General features: G+C 71.3%; 16 protein-coding genes. 10 read left to right on the top strand and 6 right to left on the bottom strand.

All coding sequences use genetic code 11. From position 1 onward, the window contains the following. Positions 1-272: 272 nt before the first annotated feature. Positions 273-767 (top strand): hypothetical protein, encoded by a 495-nt coding sequence (locus tag ACZ56E_RS02505; RefSeq protein WP_471211502.1) that lies wholly within the window; start codon positions 273-275, stop codon positions 765-767. Between the two features lie 85 nt (positions 768-852). On the opposite strand, the gene ACZ56E_RS02510 is transcribed toward ACZ56E_RS02505, so the two are convergent. Beyond that, complete coding sequence (locus ACZ56E_RS02510; protein WP_468607615.1) at positions 853-1,404, bottom strand: hypothetical protein; 552 nt, start codon at positions 1,402-1,404, stop codon at positions 853-855. Positions 1,405-1,573: 169 nt separating this feature from the next. Beyond that, the gene (locus ACZ56E_RS02515; protein WP_471210093.1) at positions 1,574-1,786 is read right to left on the bottom strand and encodes a hypothetical protein; all 213 of its coding nucleotides are present in this window, start codon (positions 1,784-1,786) and stop codon (positions 1,574-1,576) included. A 144-nt stretch (positions 1,787-1,930) separates the two neighbouring features. Between ACZ56E_RS02515 and ACZ56E_RS02520 the strand changes: the two genes are divergently transcribed. Beyond that, a complete protein-coding gene (locus tag ACZ56E_RS02520) occupies positions 1,931-2,707 on the top strand; it encodes a polyprenol monophosphomannose synthase (protein ID WP_471210096.1) in 777 nt (258 codons plus the stop codon). 42 nt (positions 2,708-2,749) lie between these two features. Here the strand turns inward: ACZ56E_RS02520 and ACZ56E_RS02525 are convergent, their stop codons facing one another. Then, positions 2,750-3,514: a bestrophin-like domain gene (locus tag ACZ56E_RS02525; protein ID WP_468607621.1), complete on the bottom strand. Its 765-nt coding sequence runs from the start codon at positions 3,512-3,514 to the stop codon at positions 2,750-2,752. 15 nt (positions 3,515-3,529) lie between these two features. Then, positions 3,530-4,078, bottom strand: a complete 549-nt coding sequence (locus tag ACZ56E_RS02530; protein WP_471210100.1) for a hypothetical protein — start codon at positions 4,076-4,078, stop codon at positions 3,530-3,532. A 258-nt stretch (positions 4,079-4,336) separates the two neighbouring features. Between ACZ56E_RS02530 and ACZ56E_RS02535 the strand changes: the two genes are divergently transcribed. The 4 genes from ACZ56E_RS02535 (at position 4,337) to ACZ56E_RS02550 (ending at position 9,246) form a co-directional block, all read left to right on the top strand. After that, positions 4,337-5,311 (top strand): SCO0930 family lipoprotein, encoded by a 975-nt coding sequence (locus tag ACZ56E_RS02535; RefSeq protein WP_471210102.1) that lies wholly within the window; start codon positions 4,337-4,339, stop codon positions 5,309-5,311. A 216-nt stretch (positions 5,312-5,527) separates the two neighbouring features. Next, complete coding sequence (locus ACZ56E_RS02540) at positions 5,528-6,340, top strand: SAM-dependent methyltransferase (RefSeq protein WP_468607627.1); 813 nt, start codon at positions 5,528-5,530, stop codon at positions 6,338-6,340. After that, positions 6,337-8,484 (top strand): putative bifunctional diguanylate cyclase/phosphodiesterase, encoded by a 2,148-nt coding sequence (locus tag ACZ56E_RS02545; RefSeq protein WP_471210105.1) that lies wholly within the window; start codon positions 6,337-6,339, stop codon positions 8,482-8,484. The genes ACZ56E_RS02540 and ACZ56E_RS02545 overlap by 4 nt, the downstream gene beginning before the upstream one ends. Before the next feature lie 3 nt (positions 8,485-8,487). Further along, the gene (locus ACZ56E_RS02550) at positions 8,488-9,246 is read left to right on the top strand and encodes a VOC family protein (protein WP_471210108.1); all 759 of its coding nucleotides are present in this window, start codon (positions 8,488-8,490) and stop codon (positions 9,244-9,246) included. A 24-nt stretch (positions 9,247-9,270) separates the two neighbouring features. Here the strand turns inward: ACZ56E_RS02550 and ACZ56E_RS02555 are convergent, their stop codons facing one another. Then, positions 9,271-10,146, bottom strand: a complete 876-nt coding sequence (locus ACZ56E_RS02555) for a LysR family transcriptional regulator (RefSeq protein WP_471210111.1) — start codon at positions 10,144-10,146, stop codon at positions 9,271-9,273. Positions 10,147-10,241: 95 nt separating this feature from the next. On the opposite strand from ACZ56E_RS02555, the gene ACZ56E_RS02560 reads away from it, so the two are divergent. From ACZ56E_RS02560 to ACZ56E_RS02575, 4 genes are all read left to right on the top strand, one after another. Beyond that, positions 10,242-10,949 (top strand): succinate dehydrogenase, encoded by a 708-nt coding sequence (locus ACZ56E_RS02560; RefSeq protein WP_471210114.1) that lies wholly within the window; start codon positions 10,242-10,244, stop codon positions 10,947-10,949. Positions 10,950-10,952: 3 nt separating this feature from the next. After that, on the top strand, positions 10,953-12,911 hold the full coding sequence (locus tag ACZ56E_RS02565; RefSeq protein WP_471210117.1) for a fumarate reductase/succinate dehydrogenase flavoprotein subunit: 1,959 nt from the start codon (positions 10,953-10,955) through the stop codon (positions 12,909-12,911). After that, positions 12,908-13,654 (top strand): succinate dehydrogenase/fumarate reductase iron-sulfur subunit, encoded by a 747-nt coding sequence (locus ACZ56E_RS02570; protein WP_362989312.1) that lies wholly within the window; start codon positions 12,908-12,910, stop codon positions 13,652-13,654. Before ACZ56E_RS02565 ends, ACZ56E_RS02570 begins: the two co-directional genes overlap by 4 nt. 88 nt (positions 13,655-13,742) lie before the next feature. After that, on the top strand, positions 13,743-15,257 hold the full coding sequence (locus ACZ56E_RS02575) for an acyl-CoA synthetase (RefSeq protein ID WP_471210121.1): 1,515 nt from the start codon (positions 13,743-13,745) through the stop codon (positions 15,255-15,257). A gap of 36 nt (positions 15,258-15,293) precedes the next feature. Here ACZ56E_RS02575 and ACZ56E_RS02580 read toward each other — a convergent pair whose 3' ends face one another. After that, positions 15,294-17,645 carry an ATP-binding cassette domain-containing protein gene (locus ACZ56E_RS02580; RefSeq protein WP_471210123.1) on the bottom strand — a complete coding sequence of 784 codons (2,352 nt, stop codon included), beginning with the start codon at positions 17,643-17,645 and terminating at the stop codon, positions 15,294-15,296. Between the last annotated feature and the right edge of the window lie 240 nt (positions 17,646-17,885).

Below are 17,885 nucleotides of genomic sequence, written 5' to 3' on the forward strand. Positions count from 1 at the left end.
GTGCGAAAGGGCGGGAGCGAACGGGTGGCTCCGGGGCCGGGGTGCGCCATCCGAGTCGCCCCCGGCAGGAAATTTCTGACGGTCCGTGACCTGCGGTGATGTCGGGTTGCGCGGACGTGCCCCGGCGTGTCGTCTCACCGGGACGGCCGAGCGCCGAAATGCGGGCCTGACCTCGGCATCTGAGGGTCAGTCTGGGAGGCGCTCTCGCCGATCGACCGGGGACGGTATCCCCGGGGCGCCTTCCGCGGAGGATTGCCATGCGTACTTCTCGTATGCGGACCACTCGTGCCCTCGCGGTCGCCGCCGTGGCCGTCGGGGCCGTCGGGCTCGCCGCCCCGACCGCGTCCGCGTGGGCCGACCCGACCAACATCGTGGCGATGCCCAGCGTGATCCCGAGAGGCGGCCACCTGACGGTCACCGTCGACGGATCCTCCTGCCAGTCGCCCGGCAGCAAGATCACGTCGCACGCCTTCCCCGACACGAAGCTGCACAGCATCGGGGGCGGCACCACGGCGAGCGCCACCGCGATCGTCCACTCGCACGCCCACCCCGGCGCGTACGACATCACCGCTCACTGCGGGGGCAAGACCCTGACCCGTCCCGCGGCGTTCACCGTCATCCACGGCGGTGTGCGCGGCGGCTTCGGCGGCAGCACGAACTCCGGGGCCACCGGCACCGACATGGCCATCGGCGGCGCCCTGGTCACGGCGGCCCTCGTCGGTGGCGGCGTCTTCTGGATGCGCCGCCGCGCCGAGAACAAGATCTGACGTACACCCTGCTCGCACGGCAGGTGACCGCCCTTCGCCCCCGGGACCTGGAGACGCCCGGGGGCGAAGCGCCGCGGTGCGCGGCTCAGGAGTTGCCCTCGCCGGTGCGGCGGCGCGTCTTGTAGTACGCGGCACCCAGGGTGCCCAGGATCAGGGCGCCGCCGAGGGCGATCTCGTGCAGGTCGAGTCCGCCCAGGCTGCCGCCGACGCCGGCCTTGACGCCCTTGTGCGGGTTGTGGTGCGTGTTGCCGTCAGGGCGGGTGTTGCCGTCGGGGCGGCCGGTGGCGATGGTGAGGTCGGTCTTGTCGCTGCCGGGGTTGCTGCCGTTGCAGGTGAACGTCACCTCGTACATCGCGCCGGGCTTCGCGTCCCAGAACACGTGGGCGGTGGCGGACTTCTGCCCCTTGGGGATCGTCGTGTCGTCGAAGACGCCGGAGGTGACCTTGGTCTCGCCGTCGCAGCCGTCGACGTTGAGGGTCACCTGCCCGCCGGCGGCGACCGTCTTGGGGGTGATGCTGAAGCCGAACGCGGTCACGTTCTCCTCACCCATGGGTGCGGACGCGGACGCGGTCGGGGCGGTGAGGGCGAGGGCGGAAGCGGTGAGCAGGGCGGCCGAAGCGACGCGTATCGCGCGCATGATCAATCCTCCGGGTCCACGAGGAGCAGCTGCGGACCTTCTTCCGCTGTTGCCGGAAATGCACCTCGATGCCCGAAACGCTAGAGAGTGGCCCAGGTCCGCGCGATCCGTGTCGCGCGAACGGGGCAATCGTGTGGGCCGGTCGGGGGACGGGGACGGCGTGGCGGCTTCATGTCTTCGTCCACACGTGCGGGCCGCCCCGCCACTCGACGAGGTGCGGGTCGTCGAGCGCCATGTCGGCCTCGCCGAGCCCCGCCTGTCGCAGCAGCTCCGTCAGCTCGTGGTCGCTGCGTGCGACGCCGGCCTCCCGTCCGCGCACGGTGACGTGCCGCCCGCCGTCGGCGGCGGGCGGATGGACGACGATCGGTGACTGCCAGGCCATGACACCAGAGTGCGCCCTGCGGAGGCGCGGCGCAGCGCGGTTCACGGCCAACGCGCCAACAGGCCGCCCAGGCCCGGCCGTTGGCGTACTTTCAAGATCCCTGTCGTAGTGTGGTGCCGACCGCACGGAGAATCGCACGGGGGAATGATCGTGGAACAGGCGTCCCGAGCCGCTGACGCGGCCTCCCCGAAGGTCGTGGTGGTCGTCCCCACGTACGACGAACGGGAGAATCTGCCCCTCCTCGTCGGCCTGCTCAAGGAGCTGGAGCTGGCGAACCTGCACGTTCTCGTGGTCGACGACAATTCGCCCGACGGCACCGGCGACGTCGCGGACGGGATCGCGGCGGAGTCGGCGGGGACGGTCACCGTCCTGCACCGCACCGAGAAGGACGGCCTCGGCCGTGCGTACGTCGCCGGCATGACCCGCGCCCTCGCCGACGGCGCCGACGTGGTCGTCCAGATGGACGCCGACCTCTCGCACCCGGCACAGGCGCTCCCGCTCATGGTGCGCACGCTGCTCGCGGGCGGCGACGACCTGGCCGTCGTGCTGGGCTCGCGGTACGTGGCGGGCGGCGCGCTCGCCACGGAGTGGGCCTGGCACCGCAAGGCGCTGTCCGCCTGGGCGAACTTCTACGTCAACGCCGTCCTGCGGCTCGGCGTCAAGGACGCCACGGCGGGCTTCAAGGCGTGGCGGGCCACCGCGCTGGCAGCGATCGACCTGCCGTCGGTGCGGAGCAACGGCTACTCCTTCCAGGTCGAGACGAACTACCGCGCGATCCGTCGCGGGCTGCGGATCGTCGAGGTGCCGATCACCTTCGAGGAGCGTGCCAGCGGCGAGTCGAAGCTCAGCCTCCGGGTGCAGGCGGAGTCGGCGATCACCCCGTGGAAGCTGCGGTTCGGCCGCCGGGGCGCGGGGAGCTGACGGGAGCCGGCCAGGCTCCCCACGCCGAGGGACGGCAGCCGGTCAGCCCCCGAGATCCGGGAACAGCGCCCGGAACGGTTCCGCCGTCGCGGCGACGCCCCGGCTGTAGGGCGCGTCGAAGTCCCAGATGAGGAAGAGCAGGAAGGCGAAGAGGGCGGAGAAGAGTCCGGCGAGGACCAGTTCGCGTGGTGTGCGGCGGATCTGCAGGGCGAAGAGCATGCCGATGGTGACGAGGCCGCCGGTGATCAGACCGAACCACACCACCGCGGGCATGGTCGCCCCGACGCTGTCCGCGCGGGCGCTGCGCGCGTCGTCCGCGGCCGCCACGGAGTCGACCAGCGGCTGATAGGCCTGCGCCTCGAAGTCCGACTTCGGTTCGTAGTCCGTCACGTCGTGCCGGATGCGGGCCAGGAGCTCCGCGCCGCGGTCGGTGAGTTCGTTCTTGGACCTCATGGTGTCCCACTCGGTGGTGACGACATGGCTGACATAGGTGTGGACATCGTCGCGGATACGGTCCCGGATCTCCTCGGGATAGATCCGCGCCCGCTCCGACACCTCGTGCAGCGCCTGGGCCTCGAGCCGTACGTGTTCCTGGGCGGCGCCGCGCGCCTCCCAGACTCCCGCGATGGCCAGACCGAGGACGATGGCGTACACGACACCGATCATCATCGTCATGTACTCGATGACGTCCGGGGTCTCGGACGCGTCGTAGTCCGCGCCGGTCCTGCGGTGGCGCAGGAGAGTCACGATGAGCACAACACCGCAAGCGGCCACCATCGCGAGGGTGAGAACAAGCCATTCCGACATGGAAACCTCCGGCGGTCAGCGCGGGCGGAGCGCGGCGACGGCGAGCACTGCGGGCGCCGTGATGAGCAGGGTGAGCGAGACGAGGGACGGGCCGTGACGGGGCGGCTGCTTGCGGGGCGGGGCCTTGTACTCCGGATAGTTCACCGGTGCGGGGGGCTTCGGGGGGCGGGCGGAGGGCGGCTTGGGCTTGGGCGTGGGTTCGGGCTTCGGGGCGGGTGCCGGGGCCGCGGGCGAGGGCGGCGGGGGCGGCGGTGCCGCGGGCCGTACGGACGGCTCGGGCGGTGGTGCCGGAGCCGGCGGCGGGGGTGGCTCAGGGGCGGGCGGCTTCGGTAGTGGTGGGGGCGGTGGCGGGGGAGGCGGTGGCGGTGGTGGGGGCTTCGGGTGGTGGGTGGGTCCGGCCCAGCAGTCGGCGCCGTTGCCCGAGACGGCCACGTTGTCGCCGCCGTTCTGATTGATCGACGCGTACCCGCAGTTGTCGGCGGAGGCGGAGCCGACGGCCGTCGACGCGGCGAGGAGCAGCGCCAGCGCGACGAGCGCCAACGCGCGGGCGACCAGAGGCGACAAGGCTCGTGGAGTTCCGTGCACGACGGGGAGCATGAGCCGCCTACGCCCTCGGCACGCCCACGAGCCCCAGGAATGACCCGAAGGAAGGACCCGCCCCCGACAGGGGTTCGACCGGGGCGCCCCGGCCCTGCCGCTCCCGCCCGGCGCGCAAAGAATCTTGCGGCGGGGTTGAACGCGACGGCCGTCCCGGCCCGTACCTAGGGCCATGTGTGACGCAACCGGGCGCCACAACACCTGTTCTGACACTGGGAGTCAAGGATGCTGCATCCAAGTGGGGGTTCCCCCCGGGCCAGGCGGAACGCCTCGCTCGTAGCGACAGCCGCGGCCCTGCTGGCGCTGACGACGGCGTGCGGTCAGGAGAAGGGCGACCAGTCTCCGAACGGGCAGAACGTGGGCAACGAAGCGCCCGCGAAGAGCGACGGATACGGCGCGGGCGACGGTTACGGCGAGGACTCCGGCGCCGCGGACAAGGGCGCGGGCGCCAAGGCGAAGTCCGCGGGCCAACTCGCCGTGTGGGACAGCAAGAAGCTCGGCAAGGTCGTCACCGACAGCGCGGGCTTCACCCTCTACCGCTTCGACAAGGACACCGCCCAGCCGCCCAAGTCCAACTGTGACGCGGCCTGCCTGAAGGCCTGGCCCGTCGTCGCTGCCGACGGCTCCAAGGCCCCGCCGGGAGTCGACGCGTCCCTGCTCGGCGAGGTCACCGCCGCCGACGGCAGCAAGCAGCTCACCATCGACGGCTGGCCGATGTACCGGTACGCGAAGGACGCCGAGCCCGGCGACGCCAAGGGGCAGGGCGTGGGCGGCACTTGGTTCGCTGCGGCCCCCGACGGCAATAAGGCCGCACCTGCGGCCGACACCGCTCCCGTCGACCCCGCGGGCCTGTCCACCCGCAAGGACCCGAAGCTCGGCGAGATCGTCGTCGACAAGAACGGCATGACCGTCTACCGCTTCACGAAGGACTCCGCCTGGCCGATGAAGTCGGCCTGCACCGGCGCCTGCCTCGACAAGTGGCCCGTCGTGGAGCCCGTGGACAAGAACACCACTCGAGGGATCCTCAAGAAAGGCTTTACCGTCTTCGACCGGCCCGACGGCAAGAAGCAGCAGACGATCGACTGCTGGCCGCTGTACACCTTCGCCGGTGACAAGAAGCCCGGCGACACCAACGGCCAGGGCGTGGGCGGCACTTGGTTCGCCGCGAGCCCCACGGGGAAGACGGTGGGCGCTCCCTAGCCGGCCCGCACGGCATTCGGACAGACCGGCCCGTCCCCTCCCATATCACAGGGAGGGGGCGGGCCGGTCCTACGTGTGGGATACGGCACTTGCCAAAGGCAGTGACCGAGAACGGACGACCAATTTCCGGTTTGACTCGCTCCCTTGGCGGACGATCAGTAGCCTCACCCTCGAACACCGGATCGCCCGTGCCGCCCCCTACGTCTTGGAGTCTTGATGGAGCGTCCCGCCTGGGCACCGCCGGGCATCGACATCTCGATGCCCAGCGTGTCCCGCATCTACGACTACTACCTGGGCGGTTCGCACAACTTCGAGGTGGACCGCGAGGCGGCCCGCGAGGCCATGGAGCACATGCCGGGGCTCCCGAAGATCATGCAGGCCAACCGCGCCTTCATGCGGCGCGCGGTGCGCCACGCGGTCGCCGGGGGCGTCACCCAGTTCCTCGACATCGGCTCCGGCATCCCGACGTTCGGCAACGTCCACGAGGTGGCGCGGCAGGCCAGCCCCGAGGCGCGCGTCGTGTACGTGGACCACGACCCGGTCGCCGTCGCGCACAGCCGCAGCGTGCTCGACGGCACCGAGGGCACCGCGGCCCTCGCCGCCGACCTGCGCAAGCCCCGGGACATTCTGGGCAGTTCGGAGGTCGCCTCGGTCCTCGACCTGGACCGCCCGGTGGCTCTCCTCCTCGTCGCCGTCCTGCACTTCGTCGAGGACGCGTACGATCCTTACGCGGCGATCGCCGAGCTGCGGGACGCGATGGCGCCCGGCAGCCTCGTCATCCTCAGTCACGCCTCGTACGAAGGGATCCCCGTTCCCCCCGAGCAGGCCGGCCGGACGGTCGGTGTATACAAGAACATCCGCAATCCACTGATCATGCGCTCGCGCGACGAGATCGCGCGGTTCTTCGAGGGATACGACATGGTGGAACCCGGCCTGGTGCCGATGCCGCACTGGCGGCCCGACACCGCGCCCGAGGAGGAGGACCCGTACTCCTTCTCGGGATTCGCGGGCGTGGGACGGAAGCGTTGAGCGGCGAGCAGGACGGACCCGAGGGAAGACTCCGCAGGTTCGCCACCATCTGGAGCCGTGCCATCTTCCCCGTGACAGCCACCTCGCTGACCCGTCCCGAGTTCGAGCAGCAACTGGTGCCGCTCGCCAGGCGGTTGAACGACGCGCTCCAGGAGCGCGTCTTCGACGCCGCGGAGAGCCAGGCCGTCGGTGCCGCGCTCATCGGCACGCACTGCACCGACCCCGAGGCCCTCAGCCGCACCCTCGACTGCGTCGACGCCTATCTGGTCCTCTACTGCGGCGGCGAAGGGCCCCAGGAAGCGCTGCGGGCCCGCTCCGCGCGCATCCAGCACGCCATGGCCGCGGGCTTCGCGCAGGCGCTGCGGGAGCGCACCCTCGCCGAGCAGGAGGCGATCTCCCGCGCCGCCCTGAGCGCGCGCAGCGCCGTCGCCGAGGCCCTGCACGCCAGCGAGGCCCGCTTCCGCGCCGTCTTCCACGGCGCCGCGATCGGCATCGGGATCGCGGACCTCGAAGGCCGGATCCTCGAGGTCAACGACGCGCTGATCCGCATGTTCGGCGGCCTGGAGCACCAGCTCCGGGGGCGCAACGTAGGGGAGTGGACCCACCCCGACGACTCCCCGCACGTCTGGAAGCTGTACGAGGAGCTCGTGCGCGGCGAGCGCGAGCACTACCGCGTGGAGAAGGCCTTCTACCGCCCCGACGGCACGGTCCTGTGGACCAATCTGACCGTGTCGCTGCTGCGTGACGCGGACGGAGTCCCGCAGTACCAGCTGGCGCTGATGGAGGACACCACCGAGCGCCGTCTGCTCAACCTCCGCCTGCGGTACGAGGCGACGCACGACGCCCTCACCGGCCTGCCCAACCGCACCCTGTTCTTCGAGCGTCTGGAGAAGGCGCTCGCGGCGGGCGCGGACGCCCGCTTCGGGCTCTGCTACCTCGACCTCGACGGCTTCAAGACCGTCAACGACAGCCTCGGGCACGCGGCGGGCGACCGGCTGCTCGTCGAGGTCGCCGACCGGCTGCAGTCCTGCGCGACCGCCCCCGGCGAGATGGTGGCCCGGCTCGGCGGCGACGAGTTCGTGGCGCTCACCACGGGACCCGACACCGAGACCGAGGTGGACGAGCTCGCGGGCCGCATCATGAACGCGCTCGCCGCCCCCATCCGCGTCGACGGCCGCGAGCTGACCGTGCGCGGCAGCATCGGCATCGTGGAGGGCCCCGCGGGCGAGCGGGGCGCCGCGGAGGTCCTGCGCAGCGCCGACATCACGATGTACCGCGCCAAGTCCGCGGGCGGCAACCGCTACGAACTCGCCGACCCCGAGGCCGACGCGCGCGCCATCACCCGCCACGGGCTGACCACCGCGCTGCCCGCCGCCCTGGAGCGCGGCGAGTTCTTCATCGAGTACCAGCCGCTCGTGCACCTCGCCGACGGCAGCGTGCGCGGCGCCGAGGCGCTGGTGCGCTGGCTGCATCCGCAGCACGGCGTCATCGGCCCGGACCGCTTCATTCCGCTCGCCGAGCACACCGGCCTGATCGTGCCGCTCGGCCGCTGGGTCCTCGCGGAGTCCGTGCGCCAGGCCCGCCTGTGGGAGGCACGCACCCTCGACGGGGCGGCCGCCGCCGGGCCCCTGCGCGTCAACGTCAACCTCTCACCCATGCAGCTGACCCACCCCGGCCTGGTCTCCGACACGGTCGACATCCTGGAGCGCGAGGGCCTGGAGCCGGGCGCGCTCTGCCTGGAGGTCACCGAGTCCGCTCTGATAGGGGCCGACGACGACCTGCTCAAGCCGCTGCGCAGGCTCGCCGAGATGGGCGTGGACATCGCGCTCGACGACTTCGGCACGGGCTACTCCAACCTCGCCAACCTGCGCCGCCTGCCGGTGAGCGTGCTCAAGCTCGACCGCTCGTTCACCCAGGGCATGCAGCACTTCCCCGCCGACCCCGTCGATCTGAAGATCGTCGAGGGGATCGTCGCGCTCGCGCACAGCCTCGACCTCGCGGTCACCGTCGAGGGCGTCGAGACGGGCGCGCAGGCGGACCAGCTGCGGGAGCTCGGCTGCGACACCGCGCAGGGCTGGTACTACGCCCGTCCGGGCCCGCCCGACCGGCTGCATGAGCTGGCTCTCGCCGACGCGACGGGCTGACCCGTGATCCGCTGGACGTACGCCTTCATCGACCGACCGCGTGACCGTTTCCCCGGGGCCTGCTCCTTCTGGACCGCGGTCACCGGCACACGGCTGTCCGAACTCCGGGGCACCGGCGCCGAGTTCGCGACGCTGCTGCCGCACGCACCCGCCGACGCGTGTGTGAAGGCGCAGGCCGTGGCCGGGTCCGCCGGCGCGCACCTCGACCTCGCGGTGGACGACATCGCCGCGACGGCGCGGGAGGCCCGCGGCCTCGGCGCCGCCTCGGTGCACGCGGAGGAGGGCCTAGAGGTTCTGCGCTCGCCGGGCGGGCAGCTGTTCTGCGTCGTGCCCTGGGCGGGGGAGAAGGCCCGCCCTGCACCGGTCGCGGCGCCCGGCGGTGCCACCAGCCGCCTGGACCAGGTGTGCCTGGACGTGACCCCGGAGGCGTACGAGAGGGAAGTCGCTTTCTGGGTGGCGCTCACGGGGTGGAAGTCCGTGGCGGGCAGCCGCTCCGAATTCCACGTCGTGCAGCCGCCTCCGGACCTCCCGGTCCGGCTCCTGTTGCAGCGTCTCGGCCCGGACGGGAGCACCGGGGCCCACCTCGACCTGGCGTGTTCGGACCCGGACGTGGTGCGTGCGTGGCACGAGAGCCACGGAGCGGCCTTCGTGTCGCGCGGCGCGCACTGGCTCGTGATGCGGGACCCGGCGGGCGGCACGTACTGCCTGACGGGCCGTGACCCTTCGACGGGCACACTGCCGCCCCGGAAAGAGGCACGTTAGGGCCGCCTCGGCCTGCCGGGAGCCTCAGCGGGCCAGCAGCATCCGCTGGAGTTCGCGCGCCGCCCGCGGCGGGGCCACGTCACTGCGGTGGGCGAGCGCGATCGTGCGGTGCAGGCTCGGGCTGGCCAGGGGCGTCATCCGCAGGTCGGGTCCGGAGCGCTCCGCGACCATGCGCGGGACGACCGCCACCCCGAGCCCGGCCCGCACGAAGCCGAGCACCGCGTCCATCTCGCCGCCCTCCACCGCGAACTCGGGCTCGAACCCCGCGGCGCGGCAGGCAGTGACGGTGAGCTCCCGCAGGTCGTAGCCGTGCCGGAACATCACGAGGCGCTCGCCCTGGAGATCCGCGATCCGGACCGCTCCGCCGAGGCCCCGCCAGTCCGGCGAGGACACCACGACCAGATCCTCGCGAAGCAGCTCCACGGTCGTCAGGGCGGGTGACGGCGACGGCAGCGGCAGCACGACCAGCGCCAGGTCCAGGGCGCCGCGCGCCAGTTCCCGTACGAGATCGTGGGAGCCGCCCTCCTCGATGAGCAGCTGAATGCCCGGATGGCGGTCGTGGAAGGCGCGGAGCACGTCGGGCAGCAGACCCGTGCACACACTCGGGGTGGCGCCGAGGCGGATGCGGCCGCGGCGCAGCTGCACGAGCTCCTGCACCTCGATCCGGGCGGTGTCCGCGTCGGCGAGGATCCGGCGGGCCAGCGGAAGCAGCGCCTCGCCCGCGTCGGTGAGGGTGATGTTCCCGCGGGCCCGGCTGAAGAGCTCCGCGCCCAGCTCCTTCTCCAGCGCCCGGATCTGCTGCGACAGCGACGGCTGGGACACGTGCACCGCCTCCGCGGCCCGCGTGAAGTGCCGGGTCTCAGCGACCGCGACGAAGTAGTGCAGCTGCTGGAATTGCATACCCGCAGCATAGAGGGGTCGATAGGGAAAGGCTATGGAGATGAGCCGAACCATCTCTTGGACCGATGGGGACTTTCGGCCGTAGCGTCTCTGACATGGCTCTGGCAACGCGGACGGACAAACGACCGTCCATGACCCGCACGCTGTGGGACTCCACCATCGGCAAGAAGACGGTGATGGCGGTGAGCGGCCTGATCATGCTGCTCTACCTGTTCCTGCACATGATCGGGAACCTGAAGATCTTCTTCGGCCCGGCGGAGATCAACCACTACGCGCACTGGCTCCGCACGGTCGGCGAGCCCTTCATGCACTACGAGTGGACGCTCTGGCTGCTCCGCGTGGTGCTCGTCGCCGCCGTCGTCGCGCACGCCACCGCCGCCTACCAGCTGAGCCGCCGCGACATCAGGGCGCGCCCCACCAAGTACGTGCACAAGCGGCGCGAGGCGAGCTTCGCGACCCGCACCATGCGCTGGGGCGGCATCATCCTCGCCCTGTTCATCGTCTGGCACATCCTCGACCTGACGACCGGCACCGTGCACCCGGGGGAGTACGAGCACCTGCACCCGTACCAGAACATCATCGACACCTTCTCCACCTGGTACGGCAACGTCATCTACATCGTCGCCGTGGTCGCCGTCGGCCTCCACGTGCGGCACGGACTGTGGAGCGCCGCACAGACCCTGGGCGTGGGCACCGCGACCCGCGACCGCGTCCTCAAGCCCCTGGCCAATATCCTCGCCGCGGTGCTGACCGTGGGCTTCGTCTCCGTACCCGTGGCCGTCATGACCGGACTGGTGAGCTGACCCATGAACTACTCCAGTGAGTACTCCGCGTACACGACGGGAGAGCCGCTCGTCGACACCAAGGCCCCCACCGGGCCGATCGCAGAGCGCTGGGACACCCGCCGCTTCGAGGCGAAGCTGGTCAACCCGGCCAACCGCCGCAAGCAGACCGTGATCGTCGTCGGCACCGGCCTGGCCGGCGGCTCCGCCGGCGCCACCCTCGCCGAACAGGGCTACCACGTCGTCCAGTTCTGCTACCAGGACTCCCCGCGCCGCGCCCACTCCATCGCCGCACAGGGCGGCATCAACGCCGCGAAGAACTACCGCAACGACGGCGACTCCATCCACCGCCTCTTCTACGACACCGTCAAGGGCGGCGACTTCCGCGCCCGCGAGTCCAACGTGCACCGCCTCGCACAGATCTCCGTCGAGATCATCGACCAGTGCGTCGCACAGGGCGTCCCCTTCGCCCGCGAGTACGGCGGGCTCCTCGACACCCGCTCCTTCGGCGGCGTCCAGGTGTCCCGCACCTTCTACGCGCGCGGCCAGACAGGGCAGCAGCTGCTCCTCGGCGCCTACCAGGCGCTCAGCCGGCAGATCGCCGCGGGGAACGTGGAGATGCATCCGCGTACGGAGATGCTCGACGTCATCGTCGTCGACGGGCGGGCGCGCGGCATCGTCGCCCGCGACCTGATCACCGGCAAGATCGACACGTATTTCGCGGACGCCGTCGTCCTCGCCTCCGGCGGCTACGGCAACGTCTTCTATCTGTCGACGAACGCCATGAACTCCAACGCCACCGCCGTCTGGCGGGCCCACCGGCGCGGCGCCTATTTCGCCAACCCCTGCTTCACCCAGATCCACCCCACCTGCATCCCGCGCACCGGCGACCACCAGTCCAAGCTCACGCTGATGAGCGAGTCGCTGCGCAACGACGGCCGCATCTGGGTACCGAAGGCGCGCGGCGACCAGCGGCCGCCGAACGAGATCCCCGAGGACGAGCGCGACTACTACCTGGAGCGCATCTACCCCTCCTTCGGCAACCTCGTGCCCCGCGACATCGCGTCCCGCGCCGCGAAGAACGTCTGCGACGAGGGCAGGGGAGTGGGCCCCGGCGGGCAGGGCGTCTACCTCGACTTCGCCGACGCCATCCGGCGCATGGGCAAGAAGAAGGTCGAGGAGAAGTACGGCAACCTCTTCGACATGTACGAGCGGATCACCGCGGAGAACCCGTACGAGGTGCCGATGCGGATCTATCCCGCCGTGCACTACACGATGGGCGGCCTCTGGGTCGACTACGACCTCCAGACCACCGTCCCCGGCCTCTTCGCGGTCGGCGAGGCCAACTTCTCCGACCACGGCGCCAACCGGCTCGGCGCGAGCGCCCTCATGCAGGGCCTCGCCGACGGCTACTTCGTCCTGCCGGCCACCATCAACGACTACCTCGCACGCAACCCGCACAAGGACGAGGTGAGCGACGAGCACCCCGTCGTCCAGGAGGCCATCGCCGAGACCGAGGACCGGCTGAACCTCCTCCTGTCCGTCGACGGCGACCGTACCCCCGACTCCTTCCACCGCGAACTGGGCGAGGTCATGTGGGAGTTCTGCGGCATGGCCCGCACGGAGGCGGGGCTGCGCAAGGCCCTGGAGCGCATCCCGCAGATCCGCGAGGAGTTCTGGCGCCGCATCAAGGTGCCCGGCACCGGCGAGGAGTTCAACCAGTCCCTGGAGAAGGCCAACCGCATCGTCGACTACCTCGAACTCGCCGAGCTGATGTGCCTCGACGCCCTGCACCGCGCCGAGTCCTGCGGCGGCCACTTCCGCGAGGAGTCCCAGACGCCCGACGGCGAGGCCGCCCGCCGCGACGAGGAGTTCTCCTACGCCGCAGCCTGGGAGTTCACCGCCACCGGCGAGGCCCCCGTCCTTCATAAAGAAGACCTCGTCTTCGAGTACGTCCACCCCACTCAGCGGAGCTACGCATGAAGCTCACCCTGCGCGTCTGGCGCCAGAAGAACGCCGACGCCGACGGCGCGATGTCCACCTACGAAGTGGACGGCATCTCCTCCGACATGTCCTTCCTAGAGATGCTCGACACCCTCAACGAAGAGCTCATCGTCAAGGGCGAGGACCCCGTCGCCTTCGACCACGACTGCCGCGAGGGCATCTGCGGCGCCTGCTCGCTCGTCATCAACGGCGACGCGCACGGGCCCGAGCGCACCACCACCTGCCAGCTCCACATGCGGTCCTTCGAGGACGGCGACACGATCGACATCGAGCCGTGGCGCGCCGCCGCCTTCCCGGTCGTCAAGGACCTGGTGGTGGACCGCTCCGCCTTCGACCGCATCATCCAGTCCGGCGGCTACATCAGCGCCAACACCGGCTCCGCGCCCGAGGCGCACGCCGCCCCGGTGCCGAAGCCGGACGCCGACTTCGCCTTCGAACACGCCGAGTGCATCGGCTGCGGGGCCTGCGTGGCGGCCTGCCCCAACGGGTCGGCCATGCTCTTCACCTCGGCCAAGGTCAACCACCTCAACGTGCTGCCGCAGGGCGCACCCGAGCGGGAGACCCGGGTCCTGGACATGGTCGCGCAGATGGACGCGGAGGGGTTCGGCGGCTGCACGCTGACCGGCGAGTGCGCGACCGCCTGCCCGAAGGGCATTCCGCTGCCGTCCATCGCCGCGATGAACAAGGAGTGGCTGCGGGCCACCCGGAAGGTGAGCCGGTAGCTCCGGCCGTGGGGCGTGGGATGTGTGGGTCCGATGTGGCCGGTCGCGCGGTTCCCCGCGCCCCTGAGGGGCGCGTACCTTGCGCCCTATGCATCCGGGAGCGTACGACCCCGCGAGGACGGCCGTCGTCAGCGCCGACGGCACACGGGCCCTCACCTACGGACAGCTCGAAGAACGCTCCCTGCGGCTCGCGGACCATCTGCGGGCCGCGGGTCTGCGTCGGGGCGACCACCTCGCCCTGCTCTGCGACAACGACCCGCGCGCCATGGAGGTCTACTGGGCTGCCATGCGGTCCGGGCTCTATCTCACCGCCGTCAACCACCACTTGACGGCGGAGGAGGCCGCCTACATCGTGCGCGACTGCGGGGCGGGCGCGCTGATCGTCGCCGGGTCGCTCGCCGAACTGGGCGACCAGGTAAGGGAGTTGGCGGGCGGGCCGCCACTCGTGCTCGGGCTCGACGACGGGTCGTACGAGAAGGCGCTGGACGCCGCCTCCGCCGTGCCGCCCGACCGGCAGCCGCTCGGCACCGACATGCTCTACTCCTCCGGCACCACAGGACGGCCGAAGGGCATCGAGCCGGTCCTCCCAGAAGGGGACGTGCGGGACGGGCCCACGACGTACACCGTGGTCTTCCAGGCGATGTACGGCTTCGGTGAGGACACCGTCTACCTCTGTCCCGCGCCGATCTACCACGCGGCGCCCCTGCGCTTCTGCGGTGTGGTGATCGCGCTCGGCGGCACCGTCGTCCTGATGGAGTCCTTCGACGCCGAGGCGGCCCTCGCGGCCGTGCAGCGGCACCGGGTGACGCACAGTCAGTGGGTGCCGACCATGTTCGTCCGCATGCTGAAGCTGCCCGAGGCCGTGCGTGAGCGATACGACCTGTCGTCGATGAAGGTCGCCATCCACGCCGCCGCGCCCTGCCCCGTCGAGGTCAAGCGGCGGATGATGGAGTGGTGGGGGCCCGTCCTGTACGAGTACTACTCGTCGACGGAGGGCAACGGCATCACCTTCATCTCCCCGCAGGAGTGGCTGCGCAAGCCGGGGTCGGTCGGCCGCGACGGGTTCCTCGGGACCCTGCGGATCTGTGACGAGGAGGGGCGCGTCCTGCCGCCCGGCGAGACCGGAACGGTCTACTTCGAGCGCGACGAACCGTCCTTCCGCTACCACAAGGACGAGACCCGCACCCGCGAGGCGCAGCACCCCGAGCGCCCGAACTGGACGACCACCGGCGACGTCGGGCACGTCGACGACGACGGCTACCTCTTCCTCACCGACCGCAAGGCCTTCATGATCATCTCGGGTGGTGTGAACGTCTACCCGCAGGAGGCCGAGGACGTCCTCGTGCTGCACCCGGCCGTCGCCGATGTCGCGGTCGTCGGGGTTCCCGACCCGGAGATGGGCGAGGCGGTCAAGGCGGTCGTCCAGGTCGAGCCGGGCATCGAGCCCGGCCCCGGACTGGAGCGCGAACTCATCGCCTTCGCCCGGGACCGCCTCGCGCACTACAAGGCTCCTCGCACCGTCGACTTCACCGCGTCCCTGCCGCGCACCCCGACCGGCAAACTGGCGAAGTCTCGGCTGCGCGACGCGTATCGGAACGGGTGACGGGCCGGGTTTGCGCTTCCGGTGCCGTGCTGCCGGTCAGCCGCCCGACCCGCCCAGTGCGCGGGCCAGGTAGGGCGCGGTCCGGCTGTTCTCCGCGCGGGAGACCTCCGCCGGGGTGCCCGTCGCGACGATCCGGCCGCCCCGGTCGCCGCCGCCCGGGCCCAGGTCGATCACATGGTCCGCGACCGCCACCATCGCCATGTCGTGCTCGACGACGACCACGGAGTTGCCCGCGTCGACCAGCTCGTGCAGGCGGTGGGTGAGGAGTTCGGCGTCGGCCGGGTGCAGGCCCGTCGTCGGCTCGTCCAGGAGGTAGAGCGTGTGGCCCCGCCGGACGCGCTGCAACTCGCCCGCCAGCTTGATGCGTTGGGCCTCGCCGCCCGACAGCTCCGTGGCCGGCTGGCCGAGCCGCAGATAGCCGAGGCCGACGTCGAGGAGTGTGCGCAGGCTGCGTACGACGGGCGGGGTGTCGGCGAAGAAGTCCGCGGCGGACTCCACGGTCAGGTCGAGGACCTCCGCGATGTTCCTGCCCCGGTACGTCACGTCGAGCGTCTCGGGGTTGTACCGGGCGCCCGCGCAGTCGGGGCACGGCGCGTACGTGCTCGGCAGGAAGAGCAGCTCGACGCTGACGAACCCCTCGCCCTGGCAGGTCTCGCACCGCCCGCCCGCCACGTTGAAGGAGAACCGGCCCACGCCGTAACCGCGCTCCTTCGCCGTGTCCGTGGCCGCGAAGACCTTGCGGACGACGTCGAAGAGGCCGGTGTAGGTGGCGAGGTTGGAGCGGGGTGTGCGTCCGATCGGCTTCTGGTCGACGCGGACCAGCCTGCCGACGCCCGGCAGCTCCTCGGTGATCTCGCCGACGAGCGTGGACTTGCCCGAGCCCGACACGCCGGTGACCGCTGTGAAGGCGCCCAGCGGGATCTCCGCCGTCACCTCGCGCAGGTTGTGCCGGGTGACCGGGCCGACCTTCAACCAGCCCTGCGGGGCGCGGACTTCGCGTACGGGGGCGGGTGACTCGTCGAAGAGGAAGCGGGCCGTCGCCGACTCCCGGACGCCCGCGAGCTCCGCCACCGGGCCGCTGTGCAGGACCCGCCCGCCGTGCTCGCCCGCCTGCGGGCCGACGTCGACGAGCCAGTCCGCGTGCCGCATGACATCGAGGTGGTGCTCGACGACGAAGACGGAGTTGCCGGCCTCCTTGAGCCGGTCGAGGACCGTCAACAGGGCTTCCGTGTCCGCCGGATGGAGGCCCGCCGACGGCTCGTCCAGGACGTACACCACACCGAAGAGCCCCGAGCGCAGCTGGGTCGCCAGGCGCAGGCGCTGCAGTTCGCCCGCCGACAGGGTGGGCGTGGCGCGGTCCGGGCTGAGGTAGCCGAGTCCGAGCTCGGTGACGGTCGCGATGCGGGCCAGCAGGTCGTCGGTCAGGACGCGCGCCGTCTCCGAGGAGTCGGCCGCGCCCGCGAGGACGTCGGCGAGCTCGGAGAGCGGCAGCGCGGCGAGCTCGGCGATCGTACGGCCTGCGAACGTCACCGCCATCGCCTCCGGCCGCAGCCTGCTCCCGCCGCACGCCGGGCACGGCGCACTCGCCAGGAACCGCTCGGCCCTGGCGCGCAGCGGCTGGCTCTTGGAGTCCGCGAAGGTCTTCAGCACATAGCGGCGGGCGCTCATGTAGGTGCCCTGGTAGGGGCGGTGGATGCGGCCGGCCTCCCGCACCGGGTGCACCGTCACGACCGGCTGCTCGTCCGTGAACAGGATCCAGTCGCGGTCCTCCTGCGGCAGCTCGCGCCACGGGCGGTCCACGTCGTGGCCGAGGGCGTCGAGGACGTCCCGCAGGTTCTTGCCCTGCCAGGCGCCGGGCCAGGCGGCGATGGCGCCCTCGCGGATGGACAGCGAGGGGTCGGGGACCAGCAGTTCCTCGGTGGTCCGGTGGACGCGGCCCAGACCGTGGCACTCGGGGCACGCGCCGGCCGTGGTGTTGGGTGAGAAGGCGTCCGAGTCGAGCCGTTCGGCGCCCTCCGGGTAGCGGCCCGCGCGGGAGAAGAGCATCCGCAGGGAGTTGGAGAGCGTGGTGACCGTGCCGACGGAGGAGCGGGATGTCGGCGCCGAGCGGCGCTGCTGGAGGGAGACGGCGGGCGGCAGCCCGGTGATCTCGCCGACCTTCGGGGCGCCCACCTGGTGGATGAGCCGCCTGGCGTAGGGCGCGACGGATTCGAAGTAGCGCCGCTGGGCCTCGGCGTAGATCGTGCCGAACGCGAGCGAGGACTTGCCCGAGCCGGAGACGCCCGTGAAGACCGCGAGGACGTCGCGCGGGATGTCCACGTCGACGCCCCGGAGGTTGTGCTCCCGGGCACCCCGGACGCGTACGAACGGATCGTGGGGGCTGTGCATGGTGGGGCTCCGAACGCGGCTCGGGGGCAAACCCCACGATTCTAGGCCGCGGGCCGCCGCGCGACCCGGTAGGGGTGATGAGGGGTGTCGCAATAGGGGGTCGCAATTGTGGTGCGGCGGCGCCGGCAGTCGATGCGAGCGGCTTCTGAAAAGCGTCGGGAACACGTCCGGAAATATTGTGCGGGGCGTTCTTCGTGCGCCCCTTCGTGCGTCCCTACGTGTTCCTTCGTGCGGCGCCTC

The sequence above is a fragment of the Streptomyces sp. NPDC039480 genome (genome assembly GCF_055597165.1).

Coding starts and splice junctions, on each gene's coding strand:
- ACZ56E_RS02505 (WP_471211502.1), top strand. CDS start 273: ATGCGGACCACTCGTGCCCTCGCGGTCGCCGCCGTGGCCGTCGGGGCC.
- ACZ56E_RS02510 (WP_468607615.1), bottom strand. CDS start 1,404: ATGCGCGCGATACGCGTCGCTTCGGCCGCCCTGCTCACCGCTTCCGCC.
- ACZ56E_RS02515 (WP_471210093.1), bottom strand. CDS start 1,786: ATGGCCTGGCAGTCACCGATCGTCGTCCATCCGCCCGCCGCCGACGGC.
- ACZ56E_RS02520 (WP_471210096.1), top strand. CDS start 1,931: ATGATCGTGGAACAGGCGTCCCGAGCCGCTGACGCGGCCTCCCCGAAG.
- ACZ56E_RS02525 (WP_468607621.1), bottom strand. CDS start 3,514: ATGTCGGAATGGCTTGTTCTCACCCTCGCGATGGTGGCCGCTTGCGGT.
- ACZ56E_RS02535 (WP_471210102.1), top strand. CDS start 4,337: ATGCTGCATCCAAGTGGGGGTTCCCCCCGGGCCAGGCGGAACGCCTCG.
- ACZ56E_RS02540 (WP_468607627.1), top strand. CDS start 5,528: ATGGAGCGTCCCGCCTGGGCACCGCCGGGCATCGACATCTCGATGCCC.
- ACZ56E_RS02555 (WP_471210111.1), bottom strand. CDS start 10,146: ATGCAATTCCAGCAGCTGCACTACTTCGTCGCGGTCGCTGAGACCCGG.
- ACZ56E_RS02560 (WP_471210114.1), top strand. CDS start 10,242: ATGGCTCTGGCAACGCGGACGGACAAACGACCGTCCATGACCCGCACG.
- ACZ56E_RS02565 (WP_471210117.1), top strand. CDS start 10,953: ATGAACTACTCCAGTGAGTACTCCGCGTACACGACGGGAGAGCCGCTC.
- ACZ56E_RS02570 (WP_362989312.1), top strand. CDS start 12,908: ATGAAGCTCACCCTGCGCGTCTGGCGCCAGAAGAACGCCGACGCCGAC.
- ACZ56E_RS02575 (WP_471210121.1), top strand. CDS start 13,743: ATGCATCCGGGAGCGTACGACCCCGCGAGGACGGCCGTCGTCAGCGCC.
- ACZ56E_RS02580 (WP_471210123.1), bottom strand. CDS start 17,645: ATGCACAGCCCCCACGATCCGTTCGTACGCGTCCGGGGTGCCCGGGAG.